We start from the raw sequence: 18712 nt of genomic DNA on the forward strand, positions 1-18712 counted from the left end.
GTTTATGATTTTCTATGGGCTCTGTTACTCAGGCTAACTATTCGCTATCATATCAATTCTAAACTTAGTTTTATTAAAAGAGCATATAATGAGAAAAGGAATTATTCTGGCAGGCGGTTCAGGCACACGCCTACACCCGCTAACAAAAGTAGTCAGTAAGCAGTTAATGCCGGTTTACGACAAACCTATGATTTTTTACCCGCTTACTACTCTGATGATGTCGGGGATAAAAGATATTCTTATTATTACTACTCCTCAAGAACAGCAGCGTTTTATCGAACTTATAGGCGATGGCAGCGCACTAGGTATTAATGTTCAGTATGCTGTTCAACCGTCACCAGATGGCCTTGCCCAAGCTTTTCTGATTGGTGAAGAATTTTTAGCGGGTGAAAGCTGCACCTTAGTATTGGGTGACAATATTTACTATGGTCACGATTTGAAGCTTTCACTTCAAAATGCTTTTAAACAAGAGCATGGTGCTACTGTTTTTGGTTATCACGTAAATGACCCAGAGCGTTATGGCGTAGTAGACTTTGACGACGATTGGAACGCACTTTCAATTGAAGAAAAGCCCGAAGCGCCAAAGTCTAACTATGCCGTAACTGGATTATATTATTACGATAATCGTGTGGTAGATTTTGCTAAAGAAGTGAAGCCCTCACACCGTGGTGAGCTTGAAATTACCGACCTTAATAATCTTTATCTGCAAGATGGCAGCTTAAAAGTTGAATTAATGGGGCGTGGCTCTGCCTGGCTTGATACAGGAACGCTTGATTCTCTGTTAGATGCAGCAAACTTCGTAGCTGCTATTGAAAAGCGCCAAGGTTTAAAGGTTTGTTGCCCTGAAGAGGTGGCTTATCGAATGGGTTACATCGATGCAGCACAGTTAGAGCAATTAGCGGCGCCACTTAAAAAGAGTGGCTATGGCGATTACTTACTAAAAGTAATCAACGACCGCGTTAAGTAAGGGTACTAAGTGCCTTGTGCTTTTCAAGTACACAGTATTACCAACGGAATTAAGTAAAACATGCAAGCAATAGCAACAGACATCCCAGACGTTAAAATCATTGAGCCAAAAGTATTTGGAGACGAGCGCGGTTTCTTCCTTGAAACCTTTCGCACCGACTGGTTTAAAAAAGAATGTGCAGACGTTGAATTTGTGCAAGACAACCATTCAAAATCCAGCCAAGGAATCCTTCGTGGGCTGCATTATCAGTTAGAGCAGACCCAAGGTAAATTGGTTCGCGTAGTCAGCGGCGAAGTATATGATGTTGCTGTTGATATGCGTAAAGATTCACCTACGTATGGAAAGTGGGTAGGCGTTTTACTATCGGCGGAAAATAAACGCCAATTATGGGTACCTGCAGGTTTTGCTCACGGTTTTTATGTAACCAGTGATTCTGCTGAGTTCGTGTATAAGTGTACTGACTACTATCACCCAGCGTCAGAAGTGTCGATTAAGTTTGACGACCCAACTTTAAACATCGATTGGCCTTTAGTTAACGGTGAAAAGCCTTCTTTATCTGGAAAAGATGAAAACGGCGTAGCGTTTGTCGATGCCCCTACGTTTTAAGGATTAAACATGAGTATTGTAGTTATTGGCAATGCTGGCCAATTGTCGTTTGAGTTGGTGCGTATTTTAGGTGAAGACACTATTTGTTTAGGCCCTGAAGATACTGACATTACCAACGAATCTGTTCTATCTGAAACGCTAAGCAAACTAGCGCCAAGCGTTATTATTAACGCAGCGGCGTATACTGCGGTAGATAAAGCAGAAGAAGATTTCGATTTATGCCACGCGATAAATGCCACAGCAGTTGAAAACTTAGCAAAGTACTGTAAGCAGTCAGGTGCATTTTTAGTACATGTATCTACAGATTACGTATTTAACGGCCACAAAGGTTCGCCTTACCTCACTGATGACACTATTGAGCCTCAAGGGGTTTACGGTAAAACCAAAGCTGATGGCGAAAAAGCCTTGCTGGAATTACTGCCTAACGCAAGTTGCTTAATTCGTACTGCGTGGGTGTATTCATCACATGGCAATAACTTTGTGAAAACCATGCTGCGTTTAATGGCAGATAAGCCTCAATTGTCGGTTATTGATGACCAAATCGGCACGCCTACATGGGCAAAAGGGTTGGCAGAAGTGTGCGTAAGTGCAGCGCAAAATAAAACCCAAGGTGTATATCACTGGACTGATGAAGGCGTAGCTAGCTGGTACGATTTCGCGCTAGCCATTCAAGAGCTTGGCATTGAAAAAGGTTTGTTGTCTTCGGCTATTCCAGTATTGCCTATACCTTCTTCTCAGTACCCAACACCAGCTTCACGACCGCATTATAGCGTGCTAGATAAAACCAGCACACGAGATACTTTTTCATCACTTAATCTTACACATTGGCGTACTCAATTGTCTGCCATGATGGATGAGTTAAAAGCATAATTATTGAGTAACACACGTATGAAAACAATTTTAGTAACAGGTGGTGCGGGGTTTATTGGCTCGGCAGTGGTTCGCCATCTTATTAATGATACAGAACATAAAGTCGTAAACGTAGATAAGCTTACTTACGCGGGTAACTTAGAGTCGCTTTTATCTGTATCAGATAACGAGCGCTATGCGTTCGAACAAGTCGATATTTGTGATGCCGACGGCGTAAAAGCTGTTCTTAATACCCATCAACCCGATATCATTATGCACTTAGCGGCAGAATCTCATGTGGATCGTTCAATTGACGGCCCTGGTGAGTTCATTCAAACCAATGTTGTAGGTACTTATACCTTGCTTGAGCAAGCACGTGCATATTGGTCAACGCTTAATGATGTGAAAAAAGAAGGCTTTAAATTCCATCATATTTCAACTGATGAAGTGTATGGTGACCTTCCACATCCAGATGAAGTAGAAGAGGGCACTGAACTGCCGTTATTCACTGAAACTACGCCATATGCACCAAGCTCGCCTTATTCTGCAAGTAAAGCGTCTTCCGATCAGTTAGTGCGTTCATGGCTACGCACTTACAAGCTACCTACATTGGTAACCAACTGTTCGAACAATTATGGCCCGTATCACTTTCCTGAAAAGCTAATTCCGTTAGTTATTTTAAACGCCTTAGCTGGCAAGCCATTGCCTGTATACGGTAAAGGCAATCAAATTCGAGATTGGTTGTATGTGGAAGACCATGCCCGTGCATTGGTGCTAGTGGCTCTTGAAGGAAAAATTGGCGAAACCTATAACATAGGCGGCCATAACGAAAAGCAAAATATTGAAGTAGTGAATACAATTTGCGACATTTTGGATGATGTTCAACCTAAAGACAGTAAGTATTCAGAGCAAATCACTTATGTTGCAGACCGCCCTGGTCACGATATGCGATACGCGATTGATGCATCTAAAATTGAACGCGAGTTAGGGTGGTCACCCCAAGAGACCTTCGAGAGCGGTATTCGCAAAACCGTTGAATGGTACTTAAACAACGAAGATTGGTGGAAAGCGGTACTAGATGGTAGCTATCAAGGCGAACGCTTAGGTGCTGGCAGTTAGTTTTTTAGTTTTTAAATCATGTTAAACTTGAAGGCCGCTTTATTAGCGGCCTTTTTCTGTTTATCCGGGGTACCTACGCAGTATGAAGAAGTTTGCAATGCTTACCGTGAAAGGTGCGGTAGGGCTTTTGCCTTTGTCAGTGAAACAAAAGCTTAAACAAAATGCTCAACTCACTGAGTTATATAGCCGTTCTCTACAGCGCTCAGGACTCTTCTATGGTTTCCCTAGTAAAAAGAAGCGCATGGCAATGTATAAGCATTACTTAAAGCTTCAGGATAGGGCTTTAAGCGATAAATACGAGAACCTTTCTGAAAGTAATAAAGAAAAAATTAATGTGGTAGTAGTAGGAACTGACTTTCTAGCCACCACACAAAAAGATTTGCAACGCTATTTAAGTCAAATTAAGAAAGTGTTCGTAGTTGGTAAAGTGACGGCTTCGCAATACGAAGATGTTGAAAGCGTAGCGTCTCTATCTGAAGCCCTCGGGGCATGCGATTCATCTCATTCTACTCTATTCATAAAATCCGGCGACACGCTTTCGAAGTTTGCACTAAATGAATTTATTGCAGTGGCAAAACAAACCGATATTGCTTATTGCGATACCGATGAAAAGAATCAGAAAGGGGTATTAACAAGCCCTAAGTTTCTACCTGATTGGAATCCAGATCTGCAACTCTCGACTGCTTATATAAATACGGGCGTGCTGATTTCGCCAGAGATATCAGATGTATTAGCCGTGAACAATGTTAGTACTATTGCTCAATTAGTTACCACTGCTTGGCAAAAGCAATCAACGGTTACTATCTCGCATATTCCATATACCTTGGTGCATTCAGAAAATTCGGTCAAACGTGAGCAAAACGAATTGCTTTCAATCTCTGATGATTTGAATTCACAGGGTAGTGCGGTGTCGAGCTTTTCAAAACATCAAAAAGTTAACTGCGTGCTGTGGAAAACACTTAACGAGCCATTGGTATCTTTAATAATCCCCACTAAAAATGGCAAAGAGTTAGTAAAGGCGTGTATAGATTCCATCCGTGAAAAAACCATCTACAAAAATTATGAAATTCTTCTCATTGATAATGGTTCCGATGAAGACGCGAGCATTCGTTATTTTGAAACATTAGCAGAACTCCCAGAAGTTCGCGTTTTAAACTACCCTGGACCATTTAATTACTCAGCGATAAACAACTTTGGCGTAAAACATGCTAAAGGAGAAGTAGTAGGGTTAATAAATAATGATATTGAAGTTATTAGCCCTGACTGGCTAACTTATATGGCTGGCCATGTGATGCGTGAAGATATAGGTTGCGTAGGGGCTAAATTACTTTATTCAGATGGCCGTATACAGCATGCTGGCGTAGTTCTCGGCTACGGCGGTGGAGCAGGTCACGCTCATAAATATTTCCCACGCTATCATCCTGGGTATTTGAAACGACTTGCTGCAACACAAAATTACAGTGCGGTTACTGCGGCATGTCTGTTAGTAAAGCGTAGCCATTTTGGTGCAGTGGGTGGCCTAGACGAAGAAAATCTCGCGGTGGCCTTTAACGATGTCGACTTCTGTTTACGGGTAAGAGAGTTGGGGGTTAGAAACTTGTATTGTGCCGAGGCTGAGCTATATCATCATGAGTCGGTCAGTCGCGGTTTAGATATTTCGCCTGAAAAGGCGGCTCGGTTTAATCGCGAGCTTGAATATCTACAAACAAAGTGGTCTCATGTTATTAAACATGACCCTGCATATAACCCTAATTTAACGCTGAAACGCGAAAACTTTGCGCTTAAGACAAAAGAAGAGCAGAGTGTTTTATTAGCTTCATATTGATAATTTATAGTCATTGCTTCTAGTTACGGAGAAAACGAAATTATGGAAAGCACACCACAAAGCATGAAAATAGCCGTTGCAGGCACAGGCTATGTAGGTTTATCGAACGCAGTTTTATTGGCACAGCACAACGAAGTTATTGCGGTTGATGTAGTACCAGCGAAAGTGGATCTTCTGAACGACAAAAAGTCTCCTATTGAAGATAAAGAAATTACAGACTATCTAAATAACAAGCAGCTTAACCTTAAAGCAACGTTAGATACTGAACTTGCTTATAAAGATGCCGAGTTTGTCATTATCGCAACGCCTACAGACTACGATGCACAAACCAATTACTTTAATACCAGTTCAGTAGATGCGGTAATTAAAGAGGTTATGCGAGTAAACCCTAATGCGGTAATGGTGGTTAAGTCTACCGTTCCAGTAGGTTTTACTGTTGAAGCAAAAGAGCGCCATGGCACTGAAAATATTATTTTCTCACCAGAGTTCTTACGTGAAGGTAAAGCCCTTTACGACAACTTGTACCCAAGTCGTATTATTGTGGGTGAGCTAAGTGAGCGTGCAAAAACATTTGCAGGCTTGCTAGAGCAGGGTGCTATTAAAGAAGACATTAATGTACTTTTCACTCATAGCACCGAAGCTGAAGCTATCAAGCTTTTCGCTAACACTTACTTAGCTATGCGTGTTGCTTACTTCAACGAACTAGATAGCTATGCAGAGCGTAGTGGTCTTAACACGAAACAAATCATAGAAGGTGTTGGATTAGATCCACGTATTGGCGATCACTACAACAACCCAAGCTTTGGTTATGGTGGTTACTGCTTACCTAAAGACACTAAGCAGTTGTTGGCAAACTACAGTGAAGTGCCTAACAACATGATTCAGGCTATTGTTGATGCCAACCGCACCCGTAAAGACTTTATCGCCGATTCTATCGTGAGTCGACAGCCTAAAGTGGTGGGTATCTTCCGTTTAATCATGAAGTCTGGGTCTGATAACTTCAGAGCAAGTGCCATTCAAGGCATCATGAAGCGTATTAAGGCGAAGGGTATTGAGGTAGTGGTTTACGAGCCAGTAATTGCCGAAGACGATTTCTTTCACTCTCGCGTAATTAAAGATCTAGAAGAGTTTAAATCTATTTCTGATGTAATTGTTGCTAACCGCGTAACAGAAGACATTGAAGACGTATTAGATAAAGTGTACAGCCGTGATTTATTCGGTGCTGATTAACAGTAACTAGCTTTCGAACACGAAAAAAAACCAGCTATGTAGCTGGTTTTTTATTTTTAACTCAAGTCAGTTGAATGACTCTTTGCTTATTTTGGGCTTCGGCCATATCTATCCGAAAAGCGAACAATATCGTCTTCATCTAAATATGCGCCTGATTGAACTTCGATAAGTTCAAGGGGGATCTTGCCAGGATTTTCCAACGAATGCACTGCGCCGATTGGAATGTAGACTGATTGGTTTTCAGTTAATAAATTCACATTATCATCTACCGTGACATTGGCCGTGCCAGACACTACAACCCAATGCTCAGCTCTGTGATGATGCATTTGAACCGAAAGCTTTTCACCTGGTTTTACCGTAATACGTTTAACTTTAAAGCGGCCACCATTGTCTATTGAGTCGTAACTTCCCCAAGGCCTGAATACTTCTCGGTGAAATTCAAACTCAGGGCGTTTATTTGACTTAAGATGATTAACTACGTTTTTAATGTGTTGTGAGTCGTTCTTATTCGCTACCATCACGGCATCTTTTGTTTCTACCACCACAACATTTTCCAATCCAATAACGGAAACAAATCTGTGCTCTGAGTTTACATAGCTGTTTTTGGTGTTTTCCAATAAGGTATCGCCAACCACAACGTTGCCGTTTTCATCTTTCTCACCTGTTTCCCATAAAGATGACCAACTTCCTACATCAGACCAACCGGCGTCTAATGTAACCATTACTGCACTCTCGGTTTTTTCCATTACAGCGTAATCGATTGAGTCGTCAGGGCATGTTTTAAAAATATCTTCTTGAATTCTAATGAAGTCTAAATCGCGTTGAGTCTCTGATGTGGCTTTCTTACATATAGCTAAAATTTCGGGGTTGTACTTTTTAAGCTCTGTAAGGTATGTACTTGCTTTAAACATAAACATACCGCTATTCCAGAAATATTCCCCAGAATCAATATATTGCTTTGCGGTAGGTAAATCTGGCTTTTCCACAAACTGGCGAACTTTAAATCCCAAGTTAACACTGTCACCAGATTTGATGTATCCGTATCCAGTATGTGCTTCGGTAGGTACTATACCGAAAGTAACAAGCTTGCCTTCTAAAGCGAGTTTTTCAGCATCTTTAATTTTGGCCTGAAAGGTTTTTGAATCTTTTATGAGGTGATCGGCAGCAAGTACCAACAGTACAGGGTCCTCACCATTTTCCGTTGCGTTAAGTGCAGCAAGCGCAATAGCGGGAGCAGTGTTTCGTCCCACTGGCTCTAAGATAATATCGCTGTCCTCAATATTTATCTGGCGCATTTGTTCTGCGACAAGAAAGCGGTGAGCTTCGTTGCAAATAATAATAGGAGCGTCATGACTTAAGCCGTTTAGCCGTGTAACGGTTTCCTGAATCATTGTCTTGTCAGAGGTAAGTGATAGAAATTGCTTAGGGAGTGCTGCGCGAGACTTAGGCCATAACCGGCTTCCAGTGCCTCCAGCGAGAATAACTGGCTTCATTAAGCTTTCCTTGGTTTTTTGAGTATTTTTAACAAGTATACTAAGTTGTTAGAAGATTGAAATGGTAGAGTAACTTACAACGCAGACTTTAGCTTTAGGATGCCATCATTTTCAGTCTACTTAGCCTTATCAAGTATATGCTTCGCGGCCTGAATAGCAGATTCAATAATAGTAAAACCTACACGACCTTGCCCTGTAATTGTTGCTAACCGCGTAACAGAAGACATTGAAGACGTACTAGAGAAAGTGTACAGCCGCGATTTATTTGGCGCCGATTAACAGTAATTAGCTTTCGAACACGAAAAAAAACCAGCTATGTAGCTGGTTTTTTTATTTCCAATTTAAACAGTACCTTACGCTTTTTACCTATATCTCTATCAGTGCCATTCTTTTACATTCCATTTACTTAGTAATGCATTTCGAATTTTCATAAGCTATTATGCGTTGGAAATTAAATGGTATTGTTAAAAAAACAATAAAAATTGATAAGGACGTTGAGTAATGAAACATAGCATTATTGCGCTTGTTGTAAGTGCAACTTTTCTTTCTGCCTGCGGCGGTGGTTCAGACGAAAAAAACCAAGCTCCCATTCTAACTGCTGATGCTGCAGCCACGCTGAACGATTCAGCTGTTACTGTTGACGTGTTAGCGAATGACAACGATCCAAATGGTGATGCGCTTACTATTTCTGCAGTCGGCACGCCTGATGTCGGCGAAGTCACCATTACAAATAATACATTGGTTTATACGCCTTCAGCGCAAGCAATGGGCGATGTGAGCTTTTCGTATGAAGTTACCGATGGTGAATTGTCATCAAGTTCAACGGTTACGATCACTAACCAACAGTCTGTCACAATCTCTGGTATTGCAACCGATGCGCCTTTAAACAATGGAGAGGTTACTGCTACTAACAATAATGGTGACGTTCTAGCGACTGCAACTACTGATAGCAATGGCAGATATTCACTTCCAATTCTTGTCAGTGAAAACCCTGGTTACTTAGTGCTTAACGCTAACGGGGCGGGTGACCAAAACCACATAAGTTTAGTGTCGCGGATGGGTAATTTCTTAGATTTAAGAGCGCTTGCAAGTGAGAACGATACTAACGAGCTTTCAGATGCACTGCTCTTAGAAAGTAAAATCACCCATGTAAGCACCGCGCTTTCTATTATGTACACTGAGTATGTAAACGACGGCGGGGAAGCAAGTTTTGACGTATACGTCGCTGAAGCCGATTTTGAGAAAGTGTTAGGCCTTGCAAGCTTTATAAAGGTACTTGCTGACAATGAAGATTTTTCGTTACCTGATGGTACGGATACGGTTTCATTCTTTGCCGACAGTGAAGAAAACATTCTCACTACCATTCGTGCCTATTTAAATGATTTAGGGCTGATAAACGAAGACGGTACCTATGCCGATGCGTTCGCCGATGCAATTAACACAGCCCGTGTTGAAACATTAGAAGATGACACGCTTCAACAAAGCTACAGTGAATCATCGGTAGCAGGCAAAACCTTTGCTACTTATAACGCAGGAGCGTACCTAGCGACTAAAGGTTCGGCGGTTTATACATTCAATGACGATGGAACAGGAAGCAAATCGTCAGCCGAAAACTACTACAACATTTTTTCAGATAGTGTTAGTTGGTCGGTAGATGATGGGGTGCTTGTAGTGGTGAACCCAGATGCAACCCCAAGCCTTGAATTTCCGCTAAGCCCATCGAACTACCTCGAATACTTCGATGAAGAAACAGTATTGCAAATTCTTGCAGCAGATGAAGAAGGTTACTCTGCTCAATGGAGAATAGAAAAAAGCCCGGTTTTTGAGAGTTTCGAATTAGTGTACGAAAATGGTGGCAATGCGATTGCCCAGGTATCACAAGTTATAGAGCTAACGATAACGCCAGCGGTTGATGAGAGTTATGGAGCACCTAAGTTTGTCACAGAGTATCCTCAAACTTATACCTCCATTTACAGTGATACTTCTGAAGCCATTTCGCTTTCTCGTGAAGACGTGTTGGCATCTCCTTGGGTAGTCGCCTATAACAGTGAGTTTGAGTACAGCTTAAACGACCAAGAAGGCAATCCGGTTTCTCTGGAAGGTATGATAAGCGATCACCTTACTTTTAACGATGACAACACGGTGAATTCTCGTCTGTTTGGTACTCAGGGCAGTTGGGCTTTCGACAGCGGTACAATTAGTTTATCTGTAAATGGTAAATCATTTACCGTAACACCGTTCAAAAAGCAGAATGATTACTTAATTGCTGTGTACGAATATGAAGAGGCCGGAAACGTAATAAAGTATGCGGCTGATATGCATAGTATCGACTTCAGTTTACCTGAGAGTTTTGATGTAACGTCTACGCCACCAATGGTTTGGGCTTCTACCTTGAGCGCTTCGCTTTTTGTTAATGATTTACCACTAGCGGAAGATTTGTGGAGTTACTACTTTGATAGTGATGGTACTGCCGGTAGGGTTTTTGCCGAGATAGATTATTCTGAGCCAGATTTACCTGTTTCTCGTTTTGTGGATGACAGTGCGCTCTATAACTTTCAGTGGCAGCAAGAGGGGGACCTTTTAACGCTAGATGGTCTTAGAGAGAACAGTGCGTTTGTCTTTCAGCGTCGTTTTAAGTGGGAACTACTTGGTGTAACAGATTCAGGGTTAATGGCTACCATTGAATATCAAGTAGGTACTATCAACTATAGCGACGGGTACAGCGTTGAGCCAGTTGGTACAGTTCCAAGGCTTAACTTCTTTATGCCACTAAACCTAGAGGAAGCTTATCCAGAGATTTGGGGAAATACGGAAATTAATGGTCTTAATACCCCAGACTCACAAAACAACAGTTCAGTTTCATCACCAAAGCTTGATCAATAACGTATTGTTGTTATCGGAATTATGACTCAAGCCGAGCACATGCTCGGCTTTCTTTTGTATTGAAAATCACAAAGTTCATTCCAACTAAGCACCTATCAGCTTTTGTGAGTAACCTAAGATAATGCGTGCCGCCTTAATAATAGATTCAGTAATAGTAAAATCTACTCGACTTTTCCCCGTAATCGCATAGTACCTCTCATTCAGCGAGTGAGCCTGCCCAATACAATGAACACCATATTGTGCTTCCACATGATTTGATATGGCCGATGGCGCACAAAACACGCCGAAGTCCTCGCTACCAAATAGCTTTAGCAGTGCGGTGTCATCAAACTCTGCTACTATCTTTGGGTAGAGTTGCTCTGTTTCTAGCCAGCTCATTAACGCATGGTGAATACCGGATGTATTACCCTGAATCAGTAATGGCATATGATTTAAACAATCAGGGAATGTCTGACTGTTGGAAAGGAGCGCTTTGGCAAAAAAGCTTAGCGCGCTTTCTCCAAGAAAGTGACTGTTAGCATTCACCTGTGAGCCCGGAGCAATCCCCCTATCGGCCACAATGAAATCAATTGCATTAATTGCGAGCTCTTTTAGTAATCCATCGAAGCTATCTTCTTTGATAACATATTTAACGTTAGCGAAATTGCGCATAGTGTCATGAACGAAGTCATAAAAAAGCACTTTAGGTATACCATTAGTAATACCAATCACAAATTCTTTAGTATTTACTTCATCACCGGCGTTTAGTATTTCTGCTAGCTGATGGCCTTTATGAAAGATCTCACTGGCATATTGGAAGCTTACTTTTCCTTTATCATTCAAATATAGGCGTTTATTAACCCTATCGAAAAGCGGGTAACCAATTTGATTTTCAAAAGTACTTAGTTGCCCACTAACGGTTTGAGGAGTAACGTGAAGTAATTTAGCGGCTTGCGCAATACTGCCTTCGCGAGCCACTAAATAGAAGTAGTAGAGATGATGATAGTTGAGGTGATGCATAAGTAAGGTTTTTACGATGAACTAATAAGAATATAACAGGTTTAGTATTCTTTTATTTGAATTACACTAGATAAAATGCGAAGTATCACTCGGCGCTATTGAAGGAATTATGGGAAAAGTCATTAATTTACACGCAACGAGGAAAACCTTGTTTGCTATTTTGAAGCCAGAGTCAGGTTTTTTCTGGGTTGCCATAGCTTATGGTGTTGCTATTAGTTTAATGACATTAGCTGTGCCTATTGCGGTACAAACATTGATTAATAGTATTGCTAATATTGGCTCTGTTCGCTCGGTTGTCATACTTGCTATTGTGCTGTTTCTAACACTCTTCGTATCGGGTATTTTTAGTGCGCTTCGAATGCGCATTATGGAATATTACGAACGCAAAGTTTATGCACGCCTTACCGCTATGATCAGTTTAAAAACCATTATGGCGGAGCATCGTTTTTTTGAAGGCAGACAAAATACCAATATTACTCAGCGTTACTTCGACATTATGACCTTTCAGAAGAATGTGCCTTCACTTATGGTGGATGGGTTCGCGTTGGTATTGCAAATGCTGGTGGGCTTTACGCTAGTATCATTTTATCACCCCATGTTATTTGCGTTTAACTTAGTGCTTATATTAGTGATGTATGCCATATGGAAAATATGGGGTACGGGGGCCAAACGCTCTGCTATCGAGCTGTCTCATGCAAAGTACGATTCGGCCAAATGGCTAAACGACATTGCTGCGGCCCATGAATTTTTTAAATCGGCTGACCATGTTGAATATGCGGGTAGAAGTACCGATAACTTTATTAATAATTACATCACCAAACACAAAAGCCACTTTCACTATACGTTTGCCCAAGTGGCAATGTTTTTGTTGCTCTATGCATTTGCCAGTGCGGCGTTGTTAGGTATTGGCGGTGTGCTGGTGGTACAAGGCCAGCTATCTATCGGTCAGTTGGTGGCTGCAGAATTAATAATGTCTGCGGTATTCTTTGGGCTGTCGCGTTTTACGCAATATTTAAAGCTTTACTATGAATTGTATGGCGCCGCTGAAAAGATAGGTTCTGCCCTGGTTATTCCGCAAGAAGTCGTTAATGAAAAAGCAGATCGGGTGCCAAACTCTTCGCAGTTAATTTTTAATAAGTTACACCTCACCCATGGTAGCGATACCTGTTTAATAGATTTGCAAATTGAAGCGGGTGGTAAGTACTTCATTACTACGAATAAGAGTTGGGTTCAAAAGCAACTTATTGGGCTAATGAAGCGCTATGAAAAGCCGCAAAAAGGTGAGCTACTGCTTGGTGACTTAAGCTTGTATGATTTCGATACCTATGAATTACGCCAAGCAATTAATACGCTAGACCGCTCTCTTATCGTTGAATGTTCCATCGAAGAGTATTTACGATTGGCAAACCCAAGAGCGAGCTTTGCTGAAATTAGAGCTGCTTTGGCGGCTGTTGAATTAGATACCGTTATTGATGCGCTGCCTAACGGGGTTGATTCTAAAGTGTCGGTATTAGGGGCGCCATTGCAGCCGCTAGAATTCCTAGTGTTAAAGCTGGCCGCAGTTATTATTGAAGAGCCCAAAGTGCTTATCATTAATCAACATTTCGACGCTATTCCGCTAGCACTGCGCCTACGATTGTTAAACCGTTTGTCTGAACTTAGTTGTACGGTACTTTATTTTACCAACACACCTGAAGCTCATTGTTTGGACGGTGTTATTTATCTAAAAGACAGTGCCGAGGTAGTGGCAGCTGAACCTGCAAAAGAAAGCGTTCTTAGCCAAAACGTGTCGCAGGAAGGAGCAAATGATGAATAGTGCAGAAAAGCGATTTTTAGATAATGTCAGTTCTTTATCTTCACTACATGTTCCGAAGCTTCATAAAGTGGTGTGTGGATTGGTGTTAGCGATGGTGGTGTGTGCTTCGCTTATTCTGTGGTTTACACCATGGATGCAAACGGCCTACGGCACAGGAATGGTCGACTCTTTAGATCCCGTCGATAGAACGCAAGCGATTAGTGCTTTAGTTGATGGGCAAATAAAGCAATGGCATGTGCGAGAAGGTATGCAAGTAAAGGCGGGCGACCCTATCGTCACATTAATTGATACCGACGCTGGCCGATTAGAGAAATTGCAATCTCAACTAGCGGCGGCAAAAGCTGGGCATCAAGCTAATGAAACAGCAGTAGCTAACGCTGAAAATAATTTAGCACGTCAAATGGGGTTACAAGAGCAGGGGCTAGTGTCTCGCAAAGATGTAGAAGCAGCGCAAATAAAGGTGCAGGAGTTAAAAGCTAAGGCGGCAAGCTCTCTATCTGCCATCAATGATGTAAGCATGAGTTTATCGCGTCAGTCTATTCAAACAAAAGTGGCGCCAGTAGATGGCACTATTATTAGGCTTTACTCTGGTGGAGTCTCAACATTTGTAAAAGCAGGGGCGGTGTTAGGGCAGTTTATCCCTTTGAACGCCAAACGTAGTATACGTATAACGGTAACAGGGCTAGATGCGCCACTAGTTAAAAAGGGCGCCAAGGCGCGTTTACAGTTTGAAGGCTGGCCAGTGTTTCAATTTAGCGGGTGGCCGGGTAGTTCTATAGGCACATTCGGTGGCGAGGTGGTTTACGTTGAGCCGGTGGCAAGTACCGCTGGTACGTTTCAGGTGTGGATAATGCCTGATGCAGATGACGTACCATGGCCTAAAGAAAGCGCTACGCGGTTAGGAAGCCGCGTTAAAGCGTGGGTATTGTTAGAGGAAGTGAAGTTGGGCTATGAACTGTGGCGACAACTGAATAACTTTCCTCCCCAGCAAACCGCTGATCCCGAATCATCTCAAACTAAAACGTCGAGTTGGTAAGGGATAGCATGAGAAAACTACATGTTGTTACGTTTGCCTTTGCATTGACCGTTTCTGTGATGAGCTGCGCAGTCGCCGCAGCTCTGCCAACGGTAACTGAGCTTATCGAGTCAATGCAGTATCACCATCCTTATACTCAGGCCATTGCTGAAGGTGAAATTCAAAGCGGTGCAGATATCGATATTGCGCTTAGCGAGTTCGACCCTTTTATCGAGCAACAAACATCTAGCAGAGTAAGTGGTTATTACGATGGTTTGGCACTACAGCAACGCGCGATAAAGCCGCTTCAGTCGTTGAACGCTTCAGTTTATACAGAGTACCGTGTGTCTGATGGTGACTTTCCTGTTTACGAACAAGAATATGAAACCCTCTCTGGCGGGGAGGCCAGCGTAGGAATTTCACTTTCGTTATTAAAGAACCGAGAAGTCGATAAACGAAGAGTAGGGGTAAGAAATGCAAGGTTAGCTGCACAGCAATGGCAGTCTGAAGCGCAAGACTTGCTGAATAGCTTTTTACACAAAGGGTTAACCGAGTATTTGTTATGGTATGAGAGCGCGTTGCAGGTGATATCGGTGGAATCATTATTGAGCCGCGCTGCTGAACGTGAACGTGCACTATCTACTCGGGTTGAAAAAGGCGATCTAGCACGGGCCACGCTTACCGAGTTTAAAGCGAATATTTTAGAACAGCGTTTATTAGTGGCTAAGTTGAAGCAAAAACGCAACGCACATGCCCGAACGTTGTCTTACTATTGGCGCGATACTCAAGGTGAAATGATTCCGATAACAGAAACTAAATTATCGGAAGATATTCATTGGCCTTTTAGCGTAAGTACTTCGCAAATAAGTCAGCTACGCAAACAAATTACTCAACATCCTCAGTTAGCGTTATTGCGCATGAGTAAAACGGTGGTTCAGAACAAGCAAGTCTTGGCTAAAAATGCGTTGCTGCCGAAACTTGACCTGAAGGCGTCTTTGGCACGAGATATCGGGAGCGGACCTAATTCACTTGACGGTACAGAGAGCAAAGTGGCCTTGGCGTTTTCCTATCCGCTAGGTAATAGAAAGGCAAAAGCTGAGCAAGTTAAACTTGTGTCGAAGGGACGAGAGCTCGAACACAAGTATGTATCTAGCAAGCAATCCATCGAGCAAGCATTCGAAAAAGCTTATGAGTATTGGGTGCAAGCAAAAGAGATCGCTAGTTTACAGCAACAAAATGCAGAACTCGCCAAGGTACTATCAAGTATGGAGCTTCAACGTTTCGACGCGGGCGACAGTGATATGTTTACGCTAAACGCTAGGGCATCCAATGAGATAAAGGCGCAAATGAAAGCGATTGAAACCAATGTCGATTTGTTGAATGCTGAGCTTATGCTTTATCGTGTCGTTGCTGCATTGCACACGGTTAATCACTAGTTCAGTAGGTGGCCAAAAAATGTTTAATCTTATGGTTCTATTTTACTTTCAAAGCTGGCTTTCAACTTGATGAGAGCGCTTATTGACCTGATGCATATACTCGCGCTTGGTTATATTGCATTAAGGTAGGTATAAGTGCAGCTGCTAACATGTAGTTGGTTTCACTAAACCACCGGTCGTCATATCGAATCTCAGCTTTACGTGTTTCACAATTTCGCATGGGATTGCCGAACAACACATGATGTGTCGATTTCCCTAGGTTTTCGTTACGTGGTGTTTTTGGCAACGCTAAAAAGTCGTAAACGTTGTCTAGAGTTTCACTGGGGTTGAAACAAAACGGTTCGTAACCTACCACTTCGAAGGGCAAAGCGAGTTCGTTTAAGAGAGATTCTCTTTTCTTATTGTCACTTAGCCATCGCATCATCTGATACCAATAGTGGCCCTTTACCTTCTTTAATCCTTTGCGAGGCTGCGACCGGGCTAATCTTGCCTGCGAGCTTGCGTAAGAGCGAACATCTCTGATCAAAAATAGCGCTCTAACATCAATAGTCTTAGAACCTGCCAGCAACGTTAGATGTTTTACACCCTTAGAGGTATCTATGGGTTGATAGTCGTTACCATATAATGTAGAAAATTGAGAGAGCAAAGTAGCGTAAGCATCTGGATAATAATTTGGCTTTGCGGGGTTTAAGATATCTAGGCTTCGCATTTGTGATAATACAGGTTGCCAAAATTCGCACTTATCAGCGGGGGCGCCGCAACTGCAAAGATGTGCTTGCTTGTTTAGCCAATAGGTCGGGCCCATCCGTAAAACTTGATATATTTCTCCAAGCGATATGAGGTTCTCATGACACGCTAATGCCATTGAGAATACCGTAGACCCAGAATGAGATAGGCTGGTTAAACAAACGATGGGTTGTTTAGATGGGGAGAAGTCGTCATTGTTTTGCGTCATGGCTTATCGTTAGTCAGAGTAAATATGGAATTACCTACTCTGACTTACAAAAGTGACGAAGGGTCTTATCTTTACGTATTATTTACGTAAGATTGAAAGATTGTTTAGTTTTGCTGAATTAGTTATTGATAGCTGAATCAAAGTCTTCTTCAGATAACCCGGCAGCCAAAGCATATTCTTTTAGCTTATCGTCTTGAACACCCGCATGTTGGGCAGTGGCTAATATACGAATAACTTGCTCACGTTGCTGAGACGACTCTCTAACGGCCGTTTCTACTACTGTTTTTGCATCGTTCGGAAATACAGCTAACAATGCATCTACTACATATTCACCAACAAAAGGCACTGCATTAAGTGCGCTCGTCATAATATCGACAATTTTGTTTGGGTGTTCTTGAGACAAAGTCTGAACAATACTGTCTGCTGCATCAGGTTGCGTTAGCACGGCAACGCGAACAATCTCGCTCAGTTCTTCAGGCGTTGCAACAGCAGCAGCATGAACAACGAAGTCGACATAAGTAGGTTCTGCCATTATCGCCAACTGAACGATGTTAGGGCATGAACTTACTTCTTTCTCTATAGCCAACTGTACTATTTCTTCAGTAGAAGAAGGCTGAGACGAAATAGCAGCAAAGATAATTTCACGATACTGATCAGGATATGTATCTAATGCGATATCAACAATAGAGACTACATCTTGAGGGTAATGACTTGCTATAGAACTAATAGCACGTCCAACAGACATGTTTTGATCAACCTGACGTTTTAAGAACGAGGTTTGAAAATGATTTGATTGATTAGAGGTAGCTTCTTCCGGTGAAACAGTTCCATCCTTTGCACTCATACCTATCGCTGGTGTACTTACTGCAAGTACCAGCACTGCCGATGAAAGCAATGAAGTAATACGAAACATATATCCACCTTATATTTATTGCGTAGTCTATTACCACTGACGGACTACTACTTTATAGGAATTATAGTCCCATCCTATTAGTAATTAGTCCATATTGTCTACTTATTATCTCATCTGAGTGAAAATTAACCGAATGGTTCAGTTTATTACACTTTTCTTAAAACAAGGGTTGACGCAGGCTCAGAAATCTCTAGAATGCGCATCCGCTTCGACAGGAAAGTGAAATAACTTACACTGACAAAGCAAGTCACTACTTACCTTTAAAGTCAAGTGTGACGGGGTTTTAAAGAAAATGCTTTAGAAAATAAATTTTCAAAAAGTGTTGACACTGAAAGCTTCAAGCGTATAATGCGCACCTCACTCGAACAGGGTGAGTCACGAAGAAGCCAAAGCTTCTAGTGAATTGCGACAACCAAGGTTGTCCGCTAGCAAGGAAAATGAATCAACTGAGAGTAATGTTGGTCCTCCTTGCGCAGAAGTCACGACAAAAAGCGTCGAGATTCTGCACTATGTTCTTTAACAATTTATAACAAGACAATCTGTGTGGGCACTCATTAAGAGTGTCACACAACGACGATTCATATTCGATATATTTAATTGAAGAGT

Annotated in this window: 14 protein-coding genes; 10 read left to right on the top strand and 4 right to left on the bottom strand. The window is 42.0% G+C overall.

Translation table 11 applies throughout. The features are described 5' to 3' along the window. Nucleotides 1-88 precede the first annotated feature (88 nt). From rfbA to J5X92_RS18895, 6 genes are all read left to right on the top strand, one after another. Nucleotides 89-967 (top strand): glucose-1-phosphate thymidylyltransferase RfbA, encoded by an 879-nt coding sequence (gene rfbA / locus J5X92_RS18870; protein ID WP_208806305.1) that lies wholly within the window; start codon nucleotides 89-91, stop codon nucleotides 965-967. 60 nt (nucleotides 968-1027) lie between these two features. Next, complete coding sequence (rfbC, locus tag J5X92_RS18875; RefSeq protein ID WP_208806306.1) at nucleotides 1028-1573, top strand: dTDP-4-dehydrorhamnose 3,5-epimerase; 546 nt, start codon at nucleotides 1028-1030, stop codon at nucleotides 1571-1573. Between the two features lie 9 nt (nucleotides 1574-1582). Then, complete coding sequence (gene rfbD, locus J5X92_RS18880) at nucleotides 1583-2443, top strand: dTDP-4-dehydrorhamnose reductase (protein ID WP_208806307.1); 861 nt, start codon at nucleotides 1583-1585, stop codon at nucleotides 2441-2443. A gap of 18 nt (nucleotides 2444-2461) precedes the next feature. Continuing rightward, a complete protein-coding gene (gene rfbB, locus J5X92_RS18885; RefSeq protein WP_208806308.1) occupies nucleotides 2462-3541 on the top strand; it encodes a dTDP-glucose 4,6-dehydratase in 1080 nt (359 codons plus the stop codon). An 82-nt stretch (nucleotides 3542-3623) separates the two neighbouring features. After that, nucleotides 3624-5366 carry a glycosyltransferase family 2 protein gene (locus J5X92_RS18890; protein WP_041452622.1) on the top strand — a complete coding sequence of 581 codons (1743 nt, stop codon included), beginning with the start codon at nucleotides 3624-3626 and terminating at the stop codon, nucleotides 5364-5366. A 42-nt stretch (nucleotides 5367-5408) separates the two neighbouring features. Continuing rightward, nucleotides 5409-6596 carry a nucleotide sugar dehydrogenase gene (locus J5X92_RS18895; RefSeq protein WP_280116000.1) on the top strand — a complete coding sequence of 396 codons (1188 nt, stop codon included), beginning with the start codon at nucleotides 5409-5411 and terminating at the stop codon, nucleotides 6594-6596. A gap of 86 nt (nucleotides 6597-6682) precedes the next feature. Here J5X92_RS18895 and J5X92_RS18900 read toward each other — a convergent pair whose 3' ends face one another. Beyond that, entirely contained in the window at nucleotides 6683-8089 is a 1407-nt protein-coding gene (locus tag J5X92_RS18900) for a mannose-1-phosphate guanylyltransferase/mannose-6-phosphate isomerase (RefSeq protein ID WP_208806309.1), read from the bottom strand. A 501-nt stretch (nucleotides 8090-8590) separates the two neighbouring features. Between J5X92_RS18900 and J5X92_RS18905 the strand changes: the two genes are divergently transcribed. Further along, nucleotides 8591-10972, top strand: a complete 2382-nt coding sequence (locus J5X92_RS18905) for an Ig-like domain-containing protein (RefSeq protein ID WP_208806310.1) — start codon at nucleotides 8591-8593, stop codon at nucleotides 10970-10972. 84 nt (nucleotides 10973-11056) lie between these two features. On the opposite strand, the gene J5X92_RS18910 is transcribed toward J5X92_RS18905, so the two are convergent. Next, a complete protein-coding gene (locus tag J5X92_RS18910) occupies nucleotides 11057-11971 on the bottom strand; it encodes a LysR family transcriptional regulator (protein ID WP_208806311.1) in 915 nt (304 codons plus the stop codon). Between the two features lie 109 nt (nucleotides 11972-12080). Here J5X92_RS18910 and J5X92_RS18915 point away from each other — a divergent pair, with 109 nt between their 5' ends. The 3 genes from J5X92_RS18915 to J5X92_RS18925 are packed head-to-tail and all read left to right on the top strand — an operon-like array spanning nucleotide 12081 to nucleotide 16238. Beyond that, entirely contained in the window at nucleotides 12081-13787 is a 1707-nt protein-coding gene (locus J5X92_RS18915; protein WP_126871798.1) for an ABC transporter transmembrane domain-containing protein, read from the top strand. Further along, nucleotides 13780-14823, top strand: coding sequence for a biotin/lipoyl-binding protein (locus J5X92_RS18920; protein WP_041452620.1), 1044 nt, complete (start codon nucleotides 13780-13782; stop codon nucleotides 14821-14823). Before J5X92_RS18915 ends, J5X92_RS18920 begins: the two co-directional genes overlap by 8 nt. Nucleotides 14824-14831: 8 nt before the next feature. Beyond that, nucleotides 14832-16238 carry a TolC family protein gene (locus J5X92_RS18925; RefSeq protein WP_126871799.1) on the top strand — a complete coding sequence of 469 codons (1407 nt, stop codon included), beginning with the start codon at nucleotides 14832-14834 and terminating at the stop codon, nucleotides 16236-16238. Between the two features lie 79 nt (nucleotides 16239-16317). On the opposite strand, the gene J5X92_RS18930 is transcribed toward J5X92_RS18925, so the two are convergent. Together J5X92_RS18930 and J5X92_RS18935 are read right to left on the bottom strand one after the other, a co-directional pair. Then, entirely contained in the window at nucleotides 16318-17193 is an 876-nt protein-coding gene (locus J5X92_RS18930) for a hypothetical protein (RefSeq protein ID WP_208806312.1), read from the bottom strand. A 118-nt stretch (nucleotides 17194-17311) separates the two neighbouring features. Further along, nucleotides 17312-18106, bottom strand: coding sequence for a hypothetical protein (locus J5X92_RS18935; protein ID WP_126871801.1), 795 nt, complete (start codon nucleotides 18104-18106; stop codon nucleotides 17312-17314). Nucleotides 18107-18712: the final 606 nt, after the last annotated feature.

The organism is Alteromonas sp. K632G, assembly GCF_017653625.1.
Taxonomy (GTDB): Bacteria; Pseudomonadota; Gammaproteobacteria; order Enterobacterales; family Alteromonadaceae; genus Alteromonas; species Alteromonas naphthalenivorans.